This window comes from Streptomyces sp. AcH 505, from assembly GCF_000818175.1.
Taxonomy (GTDB): Bacteria; Actinomycetota; Actinomycetes; order Streptomycetales; family Streptomycetaceae; genus Streptomyces.
In genome coordinates this window covers 3767111-3786747 of sequence record NZ_JTIY01000001.1, presented here as the reverse complement: position 1 = coordinate 3786747, position 19637 = coordinate 3767111, and the positions used below count along the sequence as shown (strand labels likewise).

16 protein-coding genes are annotated in these 19637 nt (G+C 69.8%); 2 read left to right on the top strand and 14 right to left on the bottom strand.

Annotation, left to right across the window (positions count from 1 at the left end):
• Positions 1-338 precede the first annotated feature (338 nt).
• The 3 genes from HY68_RS17265 to HY68_RS17255 all read right to left on the bottom strand — a co-directional run bounded on the left by HY68_RS17265 (position 339) and on the right by HY68_RS17255 (position 2875).
• Positions 339-1133 carry a TIGR03936 family radical SAM-associated protein gene (locus HY68_RS17265; protein ID WP_041989792.1) on the bottom strand — a complete coding sequence of 265 codons (795 nt, stop codon included), beginning with the start codon at positions 1131-1133 and terminating at the stop codon, positions 339-341.
• Between the two features lie 65 nt (positions 1134-1198).
• Positions 1199-2326 carry a hypothetical protein gene (locus tag HY68_RS17260; protein WP_041989790.1) on the bottom strand — a complete coding sequence of 376 codons (1128 nt, stop codon included), beginning with the start codon at positions 2324-2326 and terminating at the stop codon, positions 1199-1201.
• A 15-nt stretch (positions 2327-2341) separates the two neighbouring features.
• Positions 2342-2875: a GNAT family N-acetyltransferase gene (locus tag HY68_RS17255; protein WP_041989787.1), complete on the bottom strand. Its 534-nt coding sequence runs from the start codon at positions 2873-2875 to the stop codon at positions 2342-2344.
• 88 nt (positions 2876-2963) lie between these two features.
• On the opposite strand from HY68_RS17255, the gene HY68_RS17250 reads away from it, so the two are divergent.
• Both HY68_RS17250 and HY68_RS17245 read left to right on the top strand, forming a co-directional pair.
• Positions 2964-3803, top strand: a complete 840-nt coding sequence (locus HY68_RS17250) for an alpha/beta hydrolase (RefSeq protein ID WP_041989784.1) — start codon at positions 2964-2966, stop codon at positions 3801-3803.
• Positions 3796-4350 carry a TetR/AcrR family transcriptional regulator gene (locus HY68_RS17245; RefSeq protein WP_052457117.1) on the top strand — a complete coding sequence of 185 codons (555 nt, stop codon included), beginning with the start codon at positions 3796-3798 and terminating at the stop codon, positions 4348-4350. Before HY68_RS17250 ends, HY68_RS17245 begins: the two co-directional genes overlap by 8 nt.
• 27 nt (positions 4351-4377) lie before the next feature.
• On the opposite strand, the gene HY68_RS17240 is transcribed toward HY68_RS17245, so the two are convergent.
• From HY68_RS17240 to HY68_RS17190, 11 genes are all read right to left on the bottom strand, one after another.
• Entirely contained in the window at positions 4378-6303 is a 1926-nt protein-coding gene (locus tag HY68_RS17240) for a TIGR03960 family B12-binding radical SAM protein (protein ID WP_041989782.1), read from the bottom strand.
• Between the two features lie 65 nt (positions 6304-6368).
• Complete coding sequence (locus HY68_RS17235) at positions 6369-7910, bottom strand: CYTH and CHAD domain-containing protein (protein ID WP_041989781.1); 1542 nt, start codon at positions 7908-7910, stop codon at positions 6369-6371.
• A 96-nt stretch (positions 7911-8006) separates the two neighbouring features.
• A complete protein-coding gene (gene rodA, locus HY68_RS17230; RefSeq protein WP_041989779.1) occupies positions 8007-9206 on the bottom strand; it encodes a rod shape-determining protein RodA in 1200 nt (399 codons plus the stop codon).
• Positions 9207-9209: 3 nt separating this feature from the next.
• Entirely contained in the window at positions 9210-11432 is a 2223-nt protein-coding gene (mrdA, locus tag HY68_RS17225) for a penicillin-binding protein 2 (protein ID WP_041989776.1), read from the bottom strand.
• Positions 11429-12103 (bottom strand): rod shape-determining protein MreD, encoded by a 675-nt coding sequence (gene mreD / locus HY68_RS17220; RefSeq protein WP_041989773.1) that lies wholly within the window; start codon positions 12101-12103, stop codon positions 11429-11431. The genes mrdA and mreD overlap by 4 nt, the downstream gene beginning before the upstream one ends.
• Before the next feature lie 11 nt (positions 12104-12114).
• Complete coding sequence (mreC, locus tag HY68_RS17215; RefSeq protein WP_041989770.1) at positions 12115-13170, bottom strand: rod shape-determining protein MreC; 1056 nt, start codon at positions 13168-13170, stop codon at positions 12115-12117.
• Positions 13171-13273: 103 nt separating this feature from the next.
• Positions 13274-14293 carry a rod shape-determining protein gene (locus HY68_RS17210; protein WP_041996374.1) on the bottom strand — a complete coding sequence of 340 codons (1020 nt, stop codon included), beginning with the start codon at positions 14291-14293 and terminating at the stop codon, positions 13274-13276.
• A 251-nt stretch (positions 14294-14544) separates the two neighbouring features.
• Entirely contained in the window at positions 14545-14955 is a 411-nt protein-coding gene (ndk, locus tag HY68_RS17205; RefSeq protein WP_041989766.1) for a nucleoside-diphosphate kinase, read from the bottom strand.
• A 79-nt stretch (positions 14956-15034) separates the two neighbouring features.
• Positions 15035-15418: a DUF4233 domain-containing protein gene (locus HY68_RS17200; protein ID WP_041989763.1), complete on the bottom strand. Its 384-nt coding sequence runs from the start codon at positions 15416-15418 to the stop codon at positions 15035-15037.
• Between the two features lie 5 nt (positions 15419-15423).
• The gene (locus HY68_RS17195) at positions 15424-16929 is read right to left on the bottom strand and encodes a Mur ligase family protein (protein WP_041989760.1); all 1506 of its coding nucleotides are present in this window, start codon (positions 16927-16929) and stop codon (positions 15424-15426) included.
• 82 nt (positions 16930-17011) lie between these two features.
• Positions 17012-19633, bottom strand: coding sequence for a valine--tRNA ligase (locus HY68_RS17190; protein ID WP_041989757.1), 2622 nt, complete (start codon positions 19631-19633; stop codon positions 17012-17014).
• Positions 19634-19637 lie beyond the last annotated feature (4 nt).

Here is a 19637-nt window from a genome sequence, read left to right as displayed (position 1 = left end):
CCGCGCGGCGCCTGCGCCGCGGCGGCAGCGTGTCGCTGGGGGTGTTGTTGTCGTTCTCACTGTTCTCGTTCCCGGCGTTACCGGGCGAAGTCGAGTCAATGGGCATGCGGGCGGTTCTCCCGTCACGCTCCCGGGCGCCGCGCCTGATTCCGGTCCGGCCGCGGCCCGCGCGATGCGCGGATTGCCGCCGTCCGGGGCGCGGGCGCCGCACGGGAGCTGCTGTGTCTGGCTCGCCGGTTCCCTACGCGGTTACGTACGGCCTGGCGAAAGTCTTCTGGTCTGCGCGCCGCCCGGCCCAGGTGGCTCCCGGATGCCAGGGCTGCGCTACAACGACCGCCCTACGCGGAACCTGCACCTTCCGGCGCCTTCGCGGCGGCGGGTCCGGCGGCCTTGGAAGGGCCGGCCAGGACTGCCTCGCGGTCGGGCGCGAGCGGGTCGGTCACACTGCCGGACTCCTCGTCGAAGAGCCCCTGCGCCAGCCTGGTCACCGCTGCGGGGACCGGCGGCGCCAGGTCGGCCACAGCTCGGAGACCGGACAGGACGTCGTCGGGTCGAACGGCAGGTGTCAGGTGCCGAACCACCAGCCGCAGTATCGCACAGGGCGTGTCCTGCGGCCTATCGGCCGGTGCGGTGGCCGACACGTCGACCACTTCGAGGCCTGCCACGGCGCTGCGGGCGTCGAAGGTGCGGACGCCGTTCTTCATCAGCCGGGTCACTTCGACCGTCTCGGCCGCGAGGAAGGCGGACACGGCGTGTCCCGCCTCCTGCGGCTCCACGCCGACCAGCCGCAGCTCCCACACGGAAGCGGTCAGCCGGTCGGCGAGGCCCGAGGTACTGGCCTCGACGGCGTCGGTGATGTCCAGCCCCGCCGGCAGTGAAGCGTCCAGCAGGGCCCGCAGCTCTTCGGGGTCGCGACGGTCGGCCAGGGCGATCTCCAGGAACTCGGCCTCGCTGCCCGTGCCGGTGGGTGCGGCATTGGCGTACGACACCTTGGGGTGCGGAGTGAATCCCGCCGAGTACGCCATCGGCACCTCGGCACGGCGCAGTGCCCGCTCGAAGGCGCGCTGGAAGTCGCGGTGGCTGGTGAACCGGAGGCGACCGCGCTTGGTGTAGCGCAGTCTGATGCGCTGCACCGTCGGTGCGGGCGGCGGGCCTTCGGGCTGTCGCTTGCCCAGTGGTTCTCTCCTCGATGAAGGCGCTAGCCCTGATCGCTCAGGGACACTTCGGGTGCGGGCACCGCGCCGGGGACAGTCGTTGTACTACCCAGAGTACGCGTACGGTCCTCATTCGGTTCCCGAGGTCCCGGCTTCCTGGGCGGTCCGGCGAGTACCCGCCACGCGTCCTTCCGCGCCTGCCGCACGCTCTGCCGCGCGCTGCGGAACGTCTCGCGCGCCGCCCGGCCGGCGGCGAGCGACGCCGCCTTCGCCGGGGCGAGGACGCTGCCGCGTATCCAGTGACCCACCGGCGTGCACACGTACCGGTACGTCCAGCGCGCCGGCCGGCCGACAACGTGCCAGGCCAGCCAGGCGAGAGCGCGGCCCACGGCGTGCGACACGTACCCGGCGGCCCGCCAGCCGAAGGCGAGGGCCGCGCCGATCTCGCGCCCCACCGGTGCCAGGATCCTGCGGTACAGCCAGCCGAGGGGGGCGACCAGCAGGACGAGTACGAGCCATACGACGGCGGCCCACCCGGCGCGCGCGAGGAACACCAGACCCCGGCCGATGCCCGCCAGCACCCAGGCGATGCCGTGGCCGACGGGGGTGAGCACGTCGCGGTACGTCCACGCGACGGGCACCACCAGTCCGTAGTACACCAGCGGTACCAGCACGTACCGCCACAGCGCCACCCACGGCCACACCAGCAGCGCCGTCCCCAGCCACCCCATCCCGCGGCCGAGCGGCGTGAGCAACGTCTCGTAGAGCCAGCCCAGCGCGCTGCCGATGCCACGGCCCGCCGGGGCGAGCACCTCGCGGCAGATCCACACCACGGGCACCACCAGCCCGTAGTAGACCACCGGCACCAGCGCGTACCGCCACAGCGCCACCACCAGCCACAGCAGCCCGCGCCCGAGGGGTGTCAGCAGCTTCTCGTAGAGCCAGACCAGCGGGACCTCGATCAGCACGTGCCCGAGCGTGCCGAGCGTGCGCCCCAGCAGCCGGGCACCAACCGCCAGGAGGTCCCAGATCATCCGGACCGGCACGACGAGCACCAGCACCACGATCCGGACCGGGATCCGCACGGCCACGGTCAGACAGCCCTCGCCGCCTTCGTACGGCTCCGGCGGCCGGCGGTTCGCGCGCGTCTGCGGCGGCTTGTCGAGGTCCATGCCACCAAGGACGCCTTAGACGCCTGTTCGGATCCAGAAGCGCAGCTTTCCGGCCCGCTGGTCCTCCAGCACACCGCCCGCGGCCTCGATCACCCGCCGTGAGGCGATGTTCGTGGTGTCGCAGGTGACCAGCGCCGACTCGATGCCGAGCCGGTGCGCGACGGGCAGCGAGCCACGCAGCATCGCGGTCGCGTGCCCCCGCCTGCGGGCGCTCGGACGTACGGCGTAGCCGATGTGACCGCCGATCTCGGCCAGGAACCGGTTGAGCCGGTGCCGGACGGAGAGCCGGCCGAGGAAGGTGTCGCCCTCGACGTACCAGACCGTGGTCATCGGCACCCATCCCGCGACGCGCGGGGTCTCCTCCAGCGGCTCGGCGTTGAGCCCGGCCACGTACCGCGCGAAGACCTCGGGTCTGTGCCAGGTGTCGGCGTACTCCTCCATCTCGTGGACGAGCAGCGACCGTTCGTCGGCGCCCTCCTCCACGAACTCCTGCATCGCGTCGAGGAAGGAGCGGTGGATCCGGACGTCGGGGGCGATGAGGTGCGGCATCGCCTCATTGTGCAGGAAGGGGTGTTGACACGCCTGGCTAATGACATTAGCTTAATGGCTACACACCTTAACCAACCAGGGAGTGACCATGACGGAGTTCCTGAAGCTCGACGGCGGACAGCTCGCTTACGACGTGTCCGGAGAGGGCGGGCTGATCGTGCTCGCCCACGGAATGGGCGACAACAGGTCGGCCTTCCGGGCGCTGGCCGACCTGCTCGTGGCGGCCGGCCACCGGGTCGCCTCCTTCGACCAGCGCGGCCACGGCGAGTCCAGCACCGGCTGGGACTCGTACACCCGCACCGACGCCGCGGGCGACATCCTCGCCCTGGTCCGGCACCTCGGCGGCGGCCCGGCCGTGATCGTGGGCCACTCGTTCGCCGGCGGCGCTGCGACCGTCGCGGCGGCCCAGGAGCCGGAGCTGGTCAGCGCGGTCGTCGAGATCGGCCCGTTCACCCGCGCGCAGAAGATGGACCTGGGCGCGCTCGTCTCCAACGGCCGCTACCGCAAGGGCCTGTCCCTGCTCACGGCCACCGGCCTGTTCCGCAGTGTCGGCGCCTGGAAGCGCTACCTCGACCACGCCTACCCGGGCGTCAAGCCGGCCGGGTACGCCGAGCACATCGCCTCAGTCGAGGCCGATCTGCGCAGGCCGGGCCGGATGGCCGTGGTCGCCAAGATGGGCATGTCGGCGCCGAAGGACGCCGGCGCCGCGCTCGGCTCGGTCCGCTGCCCGACGCTGATCGTCGAAGGCACCCTCGACCCCGACTGGGCCGACCCCAAGGCCGAGGGCGAGGCCATCGTGGCCGCGCTGCCCGCCGGGCTCGGCAGCCTGACGATGATCGAGGGCGCGGGCCACTACGCCCACGCGCAGTTCCCCGACGCCGTCGCCGCCGACATCCTCGCCTTCCTCAAGGAGGGCGCGCGTGCCTAGGGCCTCCCTCTCCGCCGACGCGGTCGTCGAGGTCGCGATGAACCTCCTCGACGAGAAGGGCCTCGCGGCCCTGACCCTCTCGGCGGTCGCGTCCCGCGCGGGCGTCGCGACCCCGTCCCTCTACAAGCACGTACGCAGCCTCGCGGAGCTGCGCCAGCTCATGTCCGCACGGATCATGACCGAGATCGCCGACGAGATCGGCCACGCGGTACTCGGCCGCTCGGCCGACGAGGCCACCCGCGCGCTGATGCTCGCCTGGCGCCAGTACGTCGTACGCCACCCGCACCGTTACGCGGCGCTCAACCAGGCCCCCGACCCGGCGACCGCCGACGCCGGCATGCGGCTGATCGACATCATGCTGGCCACCCTGCGCGCCTACGGCCTGTCGGACTCGGCCGCCATCCACGCGGTCCGCTGCCTGCGCGCCACGGTCCACGGCTTCGCGCTCCTGGAGGCCGAGGGCGCGTTCGGCCTCCCGGAGAAGCTGGACGACACCTACGACCTGATGATCCACATGTTCCTCACCGGCCTGCCCACCGCGGAATGACATCCCGCGGTGGCGCCGGTGAAGCCGCTACTTGACGACCGTGAGGGGCAGCAGCTTCTTGCCCGTCGGGCCGATCTGGATCTCGGTGTCCAGCTGCGGGCAGACGCCGCAGTCGAAGCACGGGGTCCAGCGGCAGTCGTCCACCTCTGTCTCGTCCAGCGCGTCCTGCCAGTCCTCCCAGAGCCAGTCCTTGTCCAGGCCGGAGTCCAGGTGGTCCCAGGGCAGCACCTCTTCGTAGGTGCGCTCGCGGGTGGTGTACCAGGCGACGTCCACGCCGAAGTGCGGGAGCGTCTTCTCGGCGCAGGCCATCCAGCGGTCGTAGCTGAAGTGCTCACGCCAGCCGTCGAAACGGCCGCCGTCCTCGTAGACCGCGCGGATCACGGCGCCGGTGCGGCGGTCGCCGCGGGAGAGCAGGCCCTCGACGATGCCGGGCTTGCCGTCGTGGTAGCGGAAGCCGATGGAGCGGCCGTACTTCTTGTCGGCGTGGATCTTGTCGCGCAGCTTCTTCAGCCGGGCGTCGGTCTCCTCCGCCGAGAGCTGCGGCGCCCACTGGAACGGGGTGTGCGGCTTGGGTACGAAGCCGCCGATGGAGACCGTGCAGCGGATGTCGTTCTGCCCGGAGACCTGCCGGCCCTCGGCGATGACCTTGACCGCCATGTCGCCGATCTGCAGCACGTCCTCGTCGGTCTCGGTGGGCAGCCCGCACATGAAGTAGAGCTTCACCTGGCGCCAGCCGTTGCCGTACGCCGTGGAGACCGTACGGATCAGGTCCTCTTCCGAGACCATCTTGTTGATGACCTTGCGCAGCCGCTCCGAGCCGCCCTCCGGGGCGAAGGTCAGACCCGACCTGCGGCCGTTCCTGGTCAGCTCGTTGGCCAGGTCGACGTTGAAGGCGTCGACCCGGGTCGAGGGCAGGGAGAGACCGACCTTGTCCTCCTCGTACCGGTCGGCGAGGCCCTTGGCGATGTCGCCGATCTCGCTGTGGTCGGCGGAGGAGAGCGACAGCAGGCCGACCTCCTCGAAGCCGGTGGCCTTCAGGCCCTTCTCGACCATCTCGCCGATCCCGGTGATGCTGCGCTCGCGCACCGGGCGGGTGATCATGCCGGCCTGGCAGAAGCGGCAGCCCCGGGTGCAGCCGCGGAAGATCTCCACCGACATCCGCTCGTGCACGGTCTCGGCGAGCGGCACGAGCGGCTGCTTCGGGTACGGCCACTCGTCGAGGTCCATGACCGTGTGCTTGGAGACCCGCCACGGCACGCCCGACCTGTTCGGTACGACGCGGCCGATGCGCCCGTCGGGCAGGTACTCGACGTCGTAGAAGCCCGGCACGTACACCCCGCCGGTCTTCGCCAGCCGCAGCAGTACGCCCTCGCGGCCGCCGGGGCGGCCCTCCGCCTTCCAGGCGCGGACGATCTCGGTGATCTCCAGGACGGCCTGCTCGCCGTCGCCGATCACGGCGCAGTCGATGAACTCGGCGATCGGCTCGGGGTTGAAGGCGGCGTGCCCGCCGGCCAGCACGATCGGGTGGTCCACGGTCCGGTCGGCGGCGTTGAGCGGGATGCCCGCCAGGTCCAGGGCCGTCAGCATGTTCGTGTAGCCCAGCTCGGTGGAGAAGCTGAGACCGAAGACGTCGAAGGCGCCGACGGGCCGGTGCGAGTCCACGGTGAACTGCGGGACGTGATGCTCGCGCATCAGCTCTTCGAGGTCGGGCCACACGCTGTACGTGCGCTCGGCGAGCACGCCCTCGCGCTCGTTCAGCACCTCGTAGAGGATCATGACGCCCTGGTTGGGCAGCCCGACCTCGTACGCGTCCGGGTACATCAGTGCCCACCGGACGTCGCAGGAGTCCCACGGCTTGACCGTGGAGTTGAGCTCGCCGCCGACGTATTGGATCGGCTTCTGCACATGCGGGAGAAGGGCTTCAAGCTGGGGGAAGACCGATTCGGCAGGCATCAGGCAGATCTCTCAGAGCTGGGCGCACGGACTGTCGGGGACGGCCATCCAGACTACCCCGGTGCTCAGCCCGTCAGCGCCGACCGCCATTTCCTGCGGGACGACTCGGCCCAGACCACGGTCAGTTCACGCTCCAGCGCCGCCGAGCGCGCTTCTTCCTCGCCGTACAGGAGGCCCCAGGTGAAGGCGGTCTCACCGGCGGCGTGCGCCGCTATGCCGATCTCGCGCAGCGTCTCACGTGCGACGACGCTGTCCTGGTGGTCGCCGAGCGTGCTCTGCACGTCCTTCACGCGCTTGCGGAACCGGTCGGCCGGCTTGCCGAGGGCGGGGGTCGCCGCCTCGGCCGCGTACCGGGCGCGCTTGGCCGCCTTGCGGGCGCTGTGCAGCGCCACGTCGCGCTCCTTGCCCGGGGCGAGGGACAGCGCGTGCTCGGTACGGCGGGCCAGCCGGGCGTAGCCCTTCAGCAGCGCCCGCGGCAGCACCGTGCCGGGGGTCCGCTCGGCGCCCTTGCGCAGCGGGGGTTCGGTGAGCAGCGCGTCCAGGGCGGTCAGCAGCGCGCGGTAGCGCTCGCTGTCGAGTACGGCGAGGGTGCGCTCGCGGGAGCCGGAGCGCCGGGCGACGCTCCAGATCCGCAGCCTGCTCTCCACCGGGCCGAGCAGCAGGGTCCTCGGTACGTCGTCGATGTGGGCGGAGAGCCGCTGGGTCAGCACCTCGTTGTCCCGGTCGACGCCCAGCTCGCCGGCGAGCCAGCGCAGCTCCGTGCCGATCGGGTCGGTGACCGACCGGTCGAGCACCTTCCGGTAGCTGCGGAAGGCGGAGCGCAGCCTGCGGGTGGCGACCCGCAGCTGGTGGACGGAGTCGGGCAGGTCGCGGCGGACGGCGGGGTCCTGGGTGACGATCGCCTCGATCTGGGCACGCAGATACGCGAGGACGTGATCGCCTGCTGTCCCGGACGGCCCCGTGGCGTCGCGTGCCGCCGGCGCGGTCTCCTGGAGCGCCCTGCTGAGTTTGGACGGCGCCACCGCCGGGCGCAGGCCCGCCTTGCGGAGCTTCTTCTCGACGGCATCGAGGACGGCCGGGTCGGCGCCCTCGGCCAGTTCGACCTCGACCTCGGTCCAGGCGGCGGTGGCCGGGTGTCCTGCCACGGCTCCGGCGAGGCGCTCGGCGCGTACGGTGTCGACGCTCACCTCGGCGAGCCGTTCGCCGTCGGCCGCGTACAACTGGCTGACGTCCCGGGCGGTCCGCAGCCTGACGACGGGGACGAGCGGGGCGCCGAGGGTGCGGGCGCTCGCGAGCGCCACCAGCTCGTCGGGGACGGTGTCGCCCAGCGGTGCCCGCAGCTCGTCGCGTATCCCGGTCGCGACGGGGAACTTGAGATGCCAGCCGGCGTCGTCGCCGCCCTCTCTGCGGCGCAGCGTGAGCCGGCCGGCCGCCAGGCGCTGGTCGGCGGTGTCGTAGTAGACGGCGTCGAGTTCGACGACCCCCTCGGCGAGGACGGACGCGACGCCGCGGGCCCGGGTCAGGTCCGGGAGCCCGGCAGGTCCTTCGGCGTCCGGCAGCTCGGGGAGTTCGTACTTCCGTTCGATCTCGCGCTTGGTGTCCGCCATATAGGGAACCTAACCGCGATAACCATGCCTAATCGCCCGCGCCGCCACCGATGACGGTGGCGGCGCGGGCGAGGCGGATCACATGGGGCGGTGTCGCTAGGCGGACATCGGTCTCTGCACTCTGATCGACTGGAGCAGTCCCACCGCGATCCAGACCGCGAACATCGACGAGCCTCCGTACGAGACAAAGGGCAGCGGCAGCCCCGCCACCGGCATGATCCCGAGCGTCATCCCGATGTTCTCGAACGCCTGGAAACCGAACCAGGCGATGATCCCGGCGGCGACGACCGTGCCGTACAGCTCCGTCGTCTCGCGGGCGATCCGGCAGGCGCGCCACAGCACGACGCCGAGCAGCAGCAGTATCAGACCGGCACCGAGGAAGCCCAGTTCCTCACCGGCGACGGTGAAGACGAAGTCGGTCTGCTGCTCGGGCACGAACTGCCCGGTGGTCTGCGAGCCGTGGAACAGCCCCGTGCCGGTCAGACCGCCCGAGCCGATCGCGATCCGCGCCTGGTTGGTGTTGTAGCCGACACCCGCCGGGTCCAGGTCCGGGTTGGCGAAGGCGGCGAACCGGTTGATCTGGTACTCGTCGAGGATCCCGAGCGCCGCGACCAGGAAGGCGCCGAGCACCCCGGCGCCGATCAGCCCGAGCACCCAGCGGTTGGCGGCGCCGGACGCCAGCAGACAGCCGAGCACGATCACCGCCATGACCATCACCGAACCGAGGTCCGGCATCAGCATGATGATCGCCATCGGCAGGACGGCGAGGCCGAGCGCCTTGGCGACCGTGCGGTGGTCCGGATACGGCTGGTCCCCCGCGTCCACCCGGGACGCCAGCACCATCGCCATCCCCAGCAGGATGGTGATCTTCACGAACTCCGACGGCTGGATCGAGAAGCCGCCGCCGATCACGATCCACGCGTGCGCGCCGTTGATCGTGGCGCCGAGCGGGGTGAGCACCGCGAGGATCAGCACCACGGACAGCCCGTACAGCACCGGTACCGCGCCGCGCAGGGTGCGGTGGCCCAGCCAGACCGTCGCGATCATCAGGCCGAGCCCGATGCCGGTGTTCATGACGTGCCGGATGAGGAAGTAGTACGGGTCGCCGTTGTTCAGCTGGGTGCGGTTACGCGTCGCCGACCACACCAGCATCGAGCCGATGAACGACAGCGCGAGGGCCGAGAACAGCAGCGGCCAGTCGAGCCTGCGCACCAGCGAGTCGCGGGCGGCGAGCTTGGCCCACGTACCGCGCTCGGGACCGTATCCGGAGACGGAGAAGCCACTTGTGCCGGCCATCGGTCAGTCCCTCCGTGCCGGTGTCAGGGGTGCTCCCGCGACCGTCTGGGTGCCGCCGGGATCGGTGGGGGCGGCGGGCGCCGACGGTGGCGCCGTCGGGTCGACCGGCTCCTTCTTCTTCGGCAGCTGGTACGGCTTGAGGGTCGGCGCGTCGATCGAACCGTCCGGCTGGATCTTGGGGAGCGTCTTGACCGGCTTGGGCATCAGGGCGTTCTTCGGATTCAGATTGCCGTCGGCGTCGATCCCGTACATCGCCTCGTAGATCTTGCGGACGGCGGGACCCGAACCGCCGGAGCCGGTGCCGCCCTGCGAGATCGTCATCACGATCGCGTAGTCCTTGGTGTAGGTCGAGAACCAGGACGTGGTCTGCTTGCCGGCGACCTCCGCCGTACCCGTCTTGGCGTGCAGCTTGATCTTGTCCTGCGGCCAGCCGCCGAACTGCCAGGCGGCGGTACCGCTGGTGACCACGCCTTCCAGCGCCTTGTTCATGTACGCCAGGGTCTGCTTGCTGTCCGGCAGCTTGCCCGCCACCTCCGGCTTGATCTCCTGCACCTTCTTGCCGTCGGCGCTGACGATGGCCCGGCCGAGTGACGGCTGGTACATCGTGCCGCCGTTGGCGATGGCGGAGTAGATCACGGCCTCCTGGATCGGGGTCAGCAGCGTGTCGCCCTGGCCGATCGCGTAGTTGACGGAGTCACCGGCGCGCACCCTGTTGCCGTCCACGCAGTTCTCGAACTCGATCTGCTGGACGTAGTTGCCGTCCTTCTTGCCCTGCTTGCACCACAGGGCCTTGTTGGCCTCCCAGTACGCCTGCTTCCACTGGCGGTCGGGCACCCGGCCCTTGACCTCGTTGGGCAGGTCGATCCCGGTCTTCTTGCCGAGCCCGAACTGGTGGGCCGTCTTGAAGAAGTAGTCCTTGGGGTGCTTCGGGTTGTTGCCGCCGTCCTTCTTCCACTGGTCGTAGGCCAGGTAGTAGAAGACGGTGTCGCAGGAGACCTCAAGGGCCCTGCCGATGCTGATGTCGCCGAAGTTCTCGCCCTCGAAGTTCTTGAACTCGCGGTTGCCGATGGTCATCGACGAGGTGCAGGGGTAGCCGCCGTCCGGCGCGTATCCGGCGTTGATGGCCGCGCTGGTCGAGATGACCTTGAAGGTCGATCCCGGGGCCGACTGACCCTGTATGGCGCGGTTCAGCAGCGGATAGTTGGACGACGCCTTGGTGAGCTTCTTGTAGTTCTTGGCGGAGATGCCGCCGGCCCACACGTTCGGGTCGAACGTCGGCGCGCTGGCCATCGCGATGACCCGCCCGGTGTGCACGTCCATCACGACGGCGGCGCCCGAGTCGGCCTTGTAGTAGCTGTTGGTGACCGAGTCCCAGGTCTTGCGCAGGGTCTTCATGGCCGCCGCGAGTTCCTTCTCGGTCAGCGCCTGGATCCGCGAGTCGATGCTCGTGACCAGATTGCTGCCGGGCACCGCGGGTGTCGCGCCGGCCTTGCCGATGACCCGGCCGAGGTTGTCCACCTCGTAGCGGGTCACCCCCGACTTGCCGCGCAACTGCTGGTCGTAGCTGTTCTCCAGACCCGCCCTGCCGACCGAGTCGGAGCGCAGCAGCGGGTTGTCCGTCTTCTCCGAGCCCGCCACCTCGTCGTCGGTGACCGGGCCGAGGTAGCCCAGCTCCTGCGAGGCGTTGGCCCCTGCGGGCGCCGGGTAGCGGCGCAGCGCGGTCGGTTCTGCGGTGATGCCGGGGAAGTCCTCGGTGCGCTCGCGGATCTGCAGCGCCTGCTGGGTGGTGGCCTCGGTGGTGACCGGGATCGGCTGGTAGGGCGAGCCGTTCCAGCAGGGCTGCGGGGTCTTCGCGTCGCAGAGCCTGACCTTCTGGATGACGTCGGCCGGCTTCATCCCGAGGACACCGGCGAGCCGGGTCAGTACGGCCTTGCCGTCGTCCGGCATCTTCATCAGGTCGGTGCGGCTGGCCGACACGACGAGACGGGTCTCGTTGTCGGCGAGGGGCACGCCCTTGTTGTCGAGGATCGAGCCGCGGACGGCCGGCTGGACGACCTGCTGTACGTGGTTGTTCTTGGCCTCGTCCGTGTACTCCTGGCCGTTGCGCACCTGGAGGTACCAGAGCCGGCCGCCGAGGGTGAGCAGCAGGGAGAAGACGAGGACCTGAATGACGATCAGCCGGATCTGTACCCGGGGGGTACGCCCGGTCTCCGGAATGTTGCTCACAGTCGTTTGACCCCCTTGATACGTCCGGCCCGTGCCGCGCGGCTGCGTGCCGTCTTGATCCGCATGCCGCCGCGCTGGCCGCCGATCTTCAGACCGGTGCCGGCGCCGAGCCAGCCGGCCGCCACGTCCGCGCCGCCCCCGCTGTTCTTCTGGCTCTCGGCGAGCGGGTCGTTGTCGGCGCGTCTGGCGAGCCACATGACCAGCGGGACCACGAACGGCGCCAGCAGCAGATCGTAGACAGCGGCGGTGAACAGCAGGCTGCCGAGACCCACATGGCGGGCGGCGGTGTCACCGACGAGCGCGCCGACGCCCGCGTAGAGCAGGGTCGAGCCGACGGCGGCCGCGACGACCGCGGTCATCGGCGCGAGCGCCGATCTGATCTGGCCCTTCTCCGGGCGTACCAGGCCCGCCGCGTAACCGATCACGCAGAGCACCAGCGCGTAGCGGCCGGCCGCGTGGTCGGCGGGCGGCGCGAGGTCGGTCAGCAGGCCGGCCCCGAAGCCGATGAAGGCGCCGGCCGTGTGCCCGTACACGAAGGCGAGGGCGAGGACGACGAGGAGCATGAGGTCGGGCACGGCGCCGGGCAGATGAAGCCGGGCGAGGACCGACACCTGGACGACGAGGGCGACCACGACCAGGGCGGTCGAGAGCAGAATCCGGTTGATACGCATGGGGATCAGCTCTATTCCTGCTCGTCGTACGGGTCGTCGCCGTCGCCCGGTGGATCGCCCGCGTTGTTCTGGGGCCGTACGGCGGCGTCGTCGGTGGTGAGATCGGGCGCGTTGCTCTGCACGCCGCCGTTCGGCACGGTGTTCGTACCGTCGGCGTTGGCCGAGGGGGTGACCGTGACGGTGACGGTGGGCGTCGGGGTCGCACGCGGCTTCGGCGGCAGCACGGTGTCACGCGGGTCCGTGCGGGGTGCCTGGACGACGACACCGACGATGTCGAGCTTGGTGAAGCCGACGAAGGGCCGCACCTGGATGGTCCTGGTCAGACCGCCGTTGGACGGGTCGACCCGGACGACCTGGCCGACCGGCACCCCCGGCACGAACGGCTTGTCCTTGCTGGAGCCGAACGTGACGAGCCGGTCGCCCTTCTTGACCTTGGACTTGCCGTTGAGGAGCTGGACGGAGAGCGGCCGGTCGCCCTGCCCCGTCGCGAAGCCCAGCTCGTTGCTCTTCTCCATACGCGTGCCGACGGTGAAGTCGGGGTCGTTGGCGAGCAGAACGGTCGAGGTGCCGGGACCGACGGTGGTGACCCGGCCGACGAGTCCGTCGCCGTTGAGCACCGTCATGTCGCGCTTGATGCCGTCCCTGGCGCCCGCGTCGATGGTCACCGTCCAGGAGAAGCCCTGGGCCGCTCCTATCGCGATGACCTCGGCGCCCTTGATGCCGTACTGTCCCGCGCCGGCCTTCTTCAGCATGCCGTCCAGCTCACGCACCCGGCTGCGGTTGCGGTCGTCGCTGCCCAGCTTCTGTTTGAGAGCCGCGTTCTGCTGCTCCAGGGTGCTGATGCGGTTGTGGCGTTCGCCGGAGTCCCGTACCGCGCTTATGGCGTTCCCGACCGGGTCGACGCCTGCCGCGACGCCGTCCTCCACCGGACCGAGGACGGTGGCGGCGGCCTGCCGCGCGCCGTCGACGGGGGAATCCTCACCCCCGCGGATGTCGACCGTGATCAGTGCGAACGCGATGGCGATCAGCAGCACCAGGAGCAGACGACTCTCCTTTGTGTCCCTCACGTGCGGCGGCCGTGCCTTCCTCGTAGGAATGGTTGTGCCTGTATATCAACCGTCCGCCGGACGAAGAGAAGCCGGTCGTACGGCGGACAATTCGAGGATTTCGTCACCTGCGGGGCTGAGCGTCCAGTACCTGCTGGAGAGCCTCGAATTCCTCTACGCATTTACCGGACCCGAGTGCGACGGAGTCCAGCGGGTTCTCGGCGATATGGATGGGCATGCCGGTCTCGCGGCGCAGCCGCTCGTCCAGGCCGCGCAGCAGCGCGCCGCCGCCGGTCAGGACGATCCCGCGGTCCATCACGTCGCCGGACAGCTCCGGCGGGCACTTGTCGAGCGTCGTCTTCACGGCGTCGACGATCGCGTTGACCGGCTCCTCGATGGCCTTGCGGACCTCGGCGGCCGAGATGACCACGGTCTTCGGCAGTCCCGACACGAGGTCACGGCCGCGGATCTCGGTGTGCTCGTCCTTGTCGAGGTCGTACGCCGAGCCGATGGTGATCTTGATGCTCTCGGCGGTGCGCTCACCGAGGAGGAGCGAGTACTCCTTCTTGATGTGCTGGATGATCGCGTTGTCCAGCTCGTCGCCGGCGACCCGGATCGACTGTGCCGTGACGATTCCGCCGAGCGAGATGACGGCGACCTCGGTCGTGCCGCCGCCGATGTCCACCACCATGTTGCCGGTGGCCTCGTGGACGGGCAGTCCTGAGCCGATGGCCGCTGCCATGGGCTCCTCGATGATGTGCACCTGGCGCGCGCCGGCCTGGGTCGATGCCTCGATGACCGCACGGCGCTCGACCCCTGTGATGCCCGAGGGCACACAGACGACCACGCGCGGGCGGGCCAGATAGCGGCGCTTGTGGATCTTCAGGATGAAGTACCGCAGCATGCGCTCGGTGATTTCGAAGTCGGCGATCACACCGTCCTTCAGCGGCCGGACGGCAACGATGTTGCCCGGCGTCCGGCCGATCATCTTCTTCGCTTCGGCGCCGACCGCGAGGATGCCGCCCGTGTTGGTGTTGATGGCGACGACGGACGGCTCGTTGAGTACGATCCCTCGGCCCCTGACGTACACCAGCGTGTTGGCGGTCCCGAGGTCGACAGCCATGTCACGGCCGATGAACGACATGTTGTTCCCCATGAGGATGCGTCTGGCCTTCCCAAATCGAGCGTTGACGGCTTTTCAGGATGGCGAGGTGGGTGGCTGTGGCTTGAGGCTTCATCGTAGTGCCGCCTGTACGCCGACGGCGCGGTGGCCCACCTCAATAATGGTGACGATGTGTTGGTGCGATGCGTTCCCGATGCCGGCTCGCATATGCCCATGGGCGACCGAATTCCTCCGGTCGCCCCAGACCATCAGGCTATTTGGCTGACAGCTGGTCAGGAAAGACCGGGGAAGAAAATCTTCAGTTCCCGAATGGCGGACTCCTCGGAGTCCGAGGCGTGGATGAGGTTCTCCCGGACGATCGTCCCGAAATCCCCCCGGATGGACCCCGGCGCTGCTGCGATCGGGTCAGTCGGACCCGCGAGCGCGCGGACACCCTCGATGACCCGCTCGCCGTCCACGACGAGCGCGACGACGGGACCGGAGCCCATGAACTCGACCAGCGGCTCGTAGAAAGGCTTGCCCTTGTGCTCGCCGTAGTGCTGCTCCAGCGTCTCCTGGTCCAGCGTGCGCAGTTCGAGCGCGGCGATGGTCCAGCCTGCCTTGCGCTCGATACGGCCGATGACCTCGCCGACGAGGCCGCGGCGGACGGTATCGGGCTTGAGCAGGACGAGCGTACGGCTCACGGTACGGGCTCCTTCTTGTGCGGATGCGGGATGCGGGATGCACCCGGCTCAGAGGCTACAGGGCATACCACAGCACCGATTACACAGCGTCAGGCTTTACGGAGGGACCGGTCCCAGCCGCCGTCCGCTCCTCCGCCTGCGCCGCCCAGCGGGCCTTCGCCGCGTCGATCGTGCGTCCGTAATGCACCGAGGCCCACCAGAGCGCGGCGAACGCCGCACCGAGGATGAACATCACCGGCACCACGAAACCGCTCGCGATCAGCGCGATCTGCAGCGCCCAGCCGAGCTGCACCCCGCCGGGACGGCCGAGCATCCCGCACAGCAGGAGCGACAGCAGCATCGCGACACCGCAGATCGTCCAGACCGTCCCCATCGACAGGTCGTCCGACTTCATCGCCACCAGACCGGCGAAACCGATCACGAAGAACTCGGCCAGCAGTGTGGAGGCACAGAGCATACGCATGGACCTCAGCCCCTTCCCAGGAGTAGCCGGGCCTCGCCGACCGTGATCACGGACCCCGTCACCAGGACACCCGCCCCGGCGAACTCGCTCTCCTCCTCGGCGAGCGTGATCGCCGCCTCAAGAGCGTCGTCGAGACGCGCCTCGACCTGCACCCGGTCGTTGCCGAACACCTCGACCGCGATCCCGGCCAGCTCGTCCACGTCCATCGCGCGATGGCTGGAGTTCTGGGTGACGACCAGTTCCTGGCAGATCGGCTCCAGCGCTTCGAGCACGCCGCGCACGTCCTTGCCCTCGCTGGACCCCACCACCCCGATGAGCCTGCTGAAGCCGAACGACTCGCTCAGCCCCTCGGCCGCCGCGCGGGCACCCGCGGGGTTGTGCGCCGCGTCGAGCACCACCGTCGGCGAGCTCCGTACGACCTCAAGACGGCCCGGCGAGGAGACGGAGGCGAACGCCGCCCTGACCGTGTCCATGTCCAGCCGGCCCGACTGCTCGGCGCCGATCCCGAAGAACGCCTCGACCGCGGCGAGCGCCACGGCCGCGTTGTGCGCCTGGTGCGCGCCGTACAGCGGCAGGAACACCTGCTCGTACTCACCGCCGAGGCCGCGCAGGGTCATCAGCTGGCCGCCGACCGCGATCTCCCGGGCCAGCACCCCGAACTCCATGCCCTCGCGGGCGACCTTCGCCTCCACCTCGGTGGCCTTCTTCAGCATCACCTGCGCCGCGTCCACCGGCTGCTGCGCCAGGACGACCGTCGCACCCGGCTTGATGATCCCGGACTTCTCCACGGCGATCTCGCCCGACGTGCTGCCGAGCCGGTCCGTGTGGTCCAGGTCGATCGGGGTCACCACGGCGACCTGCGCGTCGATCACGTTCGTCGCGTCCCACGTGCCGCCCATGCCGACCTCGACCACGCCGACGTCGACCGGGGCGTCGGCGAAGGCCGCGTACGCCATGCCGGTCAGCACCTCGAAGAACGAGAGCCGGTACTCCTGCTCCGCGTCGACCAGTTCGACGAACGCCTTGATGTCCTCGTACGTCTCGATGAACCGCTCGGCGGAGATCGGGGCGCCGTCCAGGCTGATCCGCTCGGTGATCGACTGAACGTGCGGGCTGGTGTAACGCCCGGTGCGCAGCTCGAAGGCGCCGAGCAGCGCCTCGATCATGCGGGCGGTCGACGTCTTGCCGTTGGTGCCGGTGATGTGGATGGTCGGGTAGGCGCGCTGGGGGTCACCCAGGACGTCCACCAGCTTCTCGATCCTGACCAGCGAGGGGTCGAGCTTCGTCTCGCCCCAGCGCCCCGCGAGCTCCTGCTCGACGGCGCGCAGCGCCTTGTCCACCTCGGGGTCGGCGGGCCGGGCCGGCAGGCCCTCGTCCTGCCGCGGCCCCGCCTGGGCGCGCAGGGTGCGGCTGCCTGCCTCGATCACGGCGAGGTCGGGGTCGCGGGTCGTCTCGGCATGGACGATGTCGTCGAATTCTTCGTCGGGCTGGTCGGGCTGGTCGTCGCTCACACGACCAGTCTACGGAGCGGCAGGAGCGCCGGACGCCCCGGCGGTGGGCCGGGGCGTCCGGGTGGGGCGTCAGTCGTTCGGGTCAGCTCTCGGGCAGGCCCGCGATCTGTGCGGTGAGACGGGCGATGTCCGCCTCGGCCTTGGTCAGCCGGCCGCGGATCTTGTCCACGACGTTGTCGGGGGCCTTCGCCATGAACGCCTCGTTGGCGAGCTTGGCCGTCGCCTGCGCCTTCTCCTTCTCCGCGTTGCCGAGGTCCTTCGTCAGCCGCTTGCGCTCCGCCTCGACGTCGATCGTCCCCGACAAGTCGAGGGCCACGGTGGCACCGGCGACCGGCAGGGTCGCCGTCGCGTGGAAGCCCTCGCCCTCGGGCTGGAGGCGCAGCACCTGGCGGATGGCCGGCTCGTGCGCCGCCAGTTCCGTACCGGACAGGTCGAGCCGGGCCGGGACCTTCTGGCCCTGCTGGAGACCCTGGTCGGCGCGGAAGCGGCGGACCTCCGTGACGACCTGCTGGAGGTTGCCGATCTCGCGCTCGGCCGCCTCGTCGCGGAAACCGCTGTCGACCGGCCAGTCGGCGATGACCACCGACTCCTTGCCGGTGAGCGTGGTCCACAGCGTCTCGGTGACGAACGGGACGACCGGGTGCAGCAGCCGCAGCGTGACGTCGAGGACCTCACCGAGGACCCGTCCGGAGACCTTGGCCTGCTCGCCGCCGGCGAAGAACGTGGTCTTGGACAGCTCGACGTACCAGTCGAAGACCTCGTCCCACGCGAAGTGGAAGAGCGCGTCGGACAGCTTGGCGAACTGGTAGTCGTCGTAGAACGCGTCGACCTCCGCGACCGTGGCGTTGAGCCGCGAAAGGATCCAGCGGTCCGTGGCGGACTGCTCGGCGACGGGGGGCAGGTCGCCCTCGACCGTGGCGCCGTTCATCATGGCGAACCGGGTGGCGTTCCAGATCTTGTTCGCGAAGTTCCGCGAACCCTGGACCCAGTCCTCGCCGATCGGGACGTCGACACCGGGGTTGGCACCGCGCGCGAGCGTGAAACGCACCGCGTCGGAGCCGTACTTGTCCATCCAGTCCAGCGGATTGACCGCGTTGCCGAAGGACTTCGACATCTTCTTGCCGAACTGGTCACGGACCATGCCGTGCAGGGCGATGGTGTGGAACGGCGGGGTGCCGTCCATGGCGTACAGACCGAACATCATCATCCGGGCGACCCAGAAGAACAGGATGTCGTAGCCGGTGACGAGGACCGAGTTCGGATAGAACTTCTCCAGGCTCGGGGTCTGTTCGGGCCAGCCGAGGGTCGAGAAGGGCCAGAGCCCGGACGAGAACCAGGTGTCGAGGACGTCGGTGTCCTGGTACCAGCCCTCACCCGTGGGCGCCTCGTCGTCGGGTCCGACACAGACGCTCTCGCCGTTCGGGCCGTGCCAGACAGGGATGCGGTGGCCCCACCACAACTGCCGTGAGATGCACCAGTCGTTGAGGTTGTCGACCCAGCCGAAGTACCGGGGCTCCATCTCCTTCGGGTGGATCGTGACCCGGCCGTCCCGGACGGCGTCGCCCGCCGCCTGGGCGAGCGGGCCGACCTTGACCCACCACTGGAGCGAAAGCCGCGGCTCGATCGTCGTCTTGCAGCGCGAGCAGTGGCCGACGGAGTGGACGTACGGACGCTTCTCCGCGACGACCCGGCCGTCCGCCCGCATCGCCTCGACGATCGCGGAGCGCGCCTCGAACCGGTCGAGGCCCTCGAAGGGGCCGGGCGCGGTGATGACCGCGCGCTCGTCCATGATCGTGAGCGTCTCCAGGCCGTGGCGCTGGCCGATCGCGAAGTCGTTCGGGTCGTGCGCCGGGGTCACCTTGACGGCGCCCGTGCCGAACTCCGGGTCGACGTGCTCGTCGGCGACGACCGGGATGCTGCGGTTGGTGAGCGGGAGTTTGATCTGCTTGCCGATGAGATGCGCGTACCGCGCGTCGTCGGGGTGGACGGCGACGGCCGTGTCACCGAGCATCGTCTCGACCCGGGTCGTCGCGACGACGACCGTCTCGTCGCCCTCGCCGTACTTCAGCGAGACCAGCTCGCCGTCGTCGTCCTGGTACTCGACCTCGATGTCGGAGATCGCGGTCAGACAGCGCGGACACCAGTTGATGATCCGCTCGGCGCGGTAGATCAGCTCGTCGTCGTAGAGCTTCTTGAAGATCGTCTGGACGGCCTTGGACAGACCCTCGTCCATGGTGAAGCGCTCACGCGACCAGGCGACACCGTCGCCGAGCCGGCGCATCTGGCCGGAGATCTGGCCGCCGGACTCTTCCTTCCACTGCCAGACGCGCTCGACGAACGCCTCGCGGCCGAGGTCCTGACGGGACTTGCCGTCCTTGGCCAGCTCGCGCTCGACGACGTTCTGCGTGGCGATGCCGGCGTGGTCCATCCCCGGCTGCCACAGCGTCTCGTAGCCCTGCATGCGCTTACGGCGGGTCAGGGCGTCGATGATCGTGTGCTCGAAGGCATGGCCCAGGTGGAGCGAGCCCGTGACGTTCGGCGGTGGGATGACGATCGTGTACGGCTGCTTGTCGCTCTTCTCGTCCGCCTCGAAGTAACCGCGTTCTACCCAGCGCTCATACAGCTTCCCCTCCACCTCGGCCGGCGCGTACTGGGTCGGCAGTTCGGGGTTGCTGGCTGGCTGCGCTTGAGAGTTCTCGGTCACGCGC